Source organism: Psychrobacter sp. 1Y4 (genome assembly GCF_051847555.1).
This window is the reverse complement of record NZ_JBPYDE010000794.1, coordinates 1-615: the sequence shown is the minus strand read 5'-3', so window position 1 is coordinate 615 and position 615 is coordinate 1. Positions and strand designations below refer to the sequence as shown.

The following is a 615-nucleotide window of genomic DNA, read 5'->3' as shown; positions in this document are numbered from 1 at the left end:
CTTTGGTACATACATTATTCGCGGCGCTAGGACTGTCAGTACTGCTTGCCAACTCCCCTACGGCATTTATGCTCGTGAAATATATTGGTGCGGCTTACTTGTGTTATTTAGGCTTTAAAATGCTAACGAGCAAAAACTCGAACTCAATAGCGAACCATTTGTCCAAAGATCAGAACGTGACTAACCAAAAGGCCGTAGACGGCTGGAAAATCTATCAGCAAGGCGTGTTGACCAATGTATTTAATCCAAAGGTAGCCTTATTCTTCTTGGCGTTCTTCCCTCAGTTTATCGACGCTAGTTATGATTATGGCATGCTGTCATTTTTGATGTTAGGGCTGACTTTTGCCACCACAGGCTTTATATGGTGCTTATGTTTGGCGATGTTGGCGGCGCGGTTTAGTACACGATTGCGGGAAAACCCCTCTATTGAAACGATGCTAAATAGAATCAGTGGTATGGTATTTATTGGCTTGGGAATTAAGTTATTGACTGAAAAGGCTTAAAGAGTAAAGCAACAAGAAAAAAAGTCTTCCATAAAAAAGCCCAATCACCTACTTTGACGGAGATTGGGCTTTTTTCATACTAAGTCTAATACATTACTAGCATGCTTCTTTA

The 615-nt window shown here is 41.0% G+C and carries 1 protein-coding gene; it reads left to right on the top strand.

Annotated features, from left to right (window positions below; all coding sequences use genetic code 11):
- Positions 1 to 503 (top strand): LysE family translocator (locus ACS8FC_RS18915; protein WP_439297923.1); only part of this gene is annotated, 503 nt, incomplete at its 5' end.
- Positions 504 to 615 lie beyond the last annotated feature (112 nt).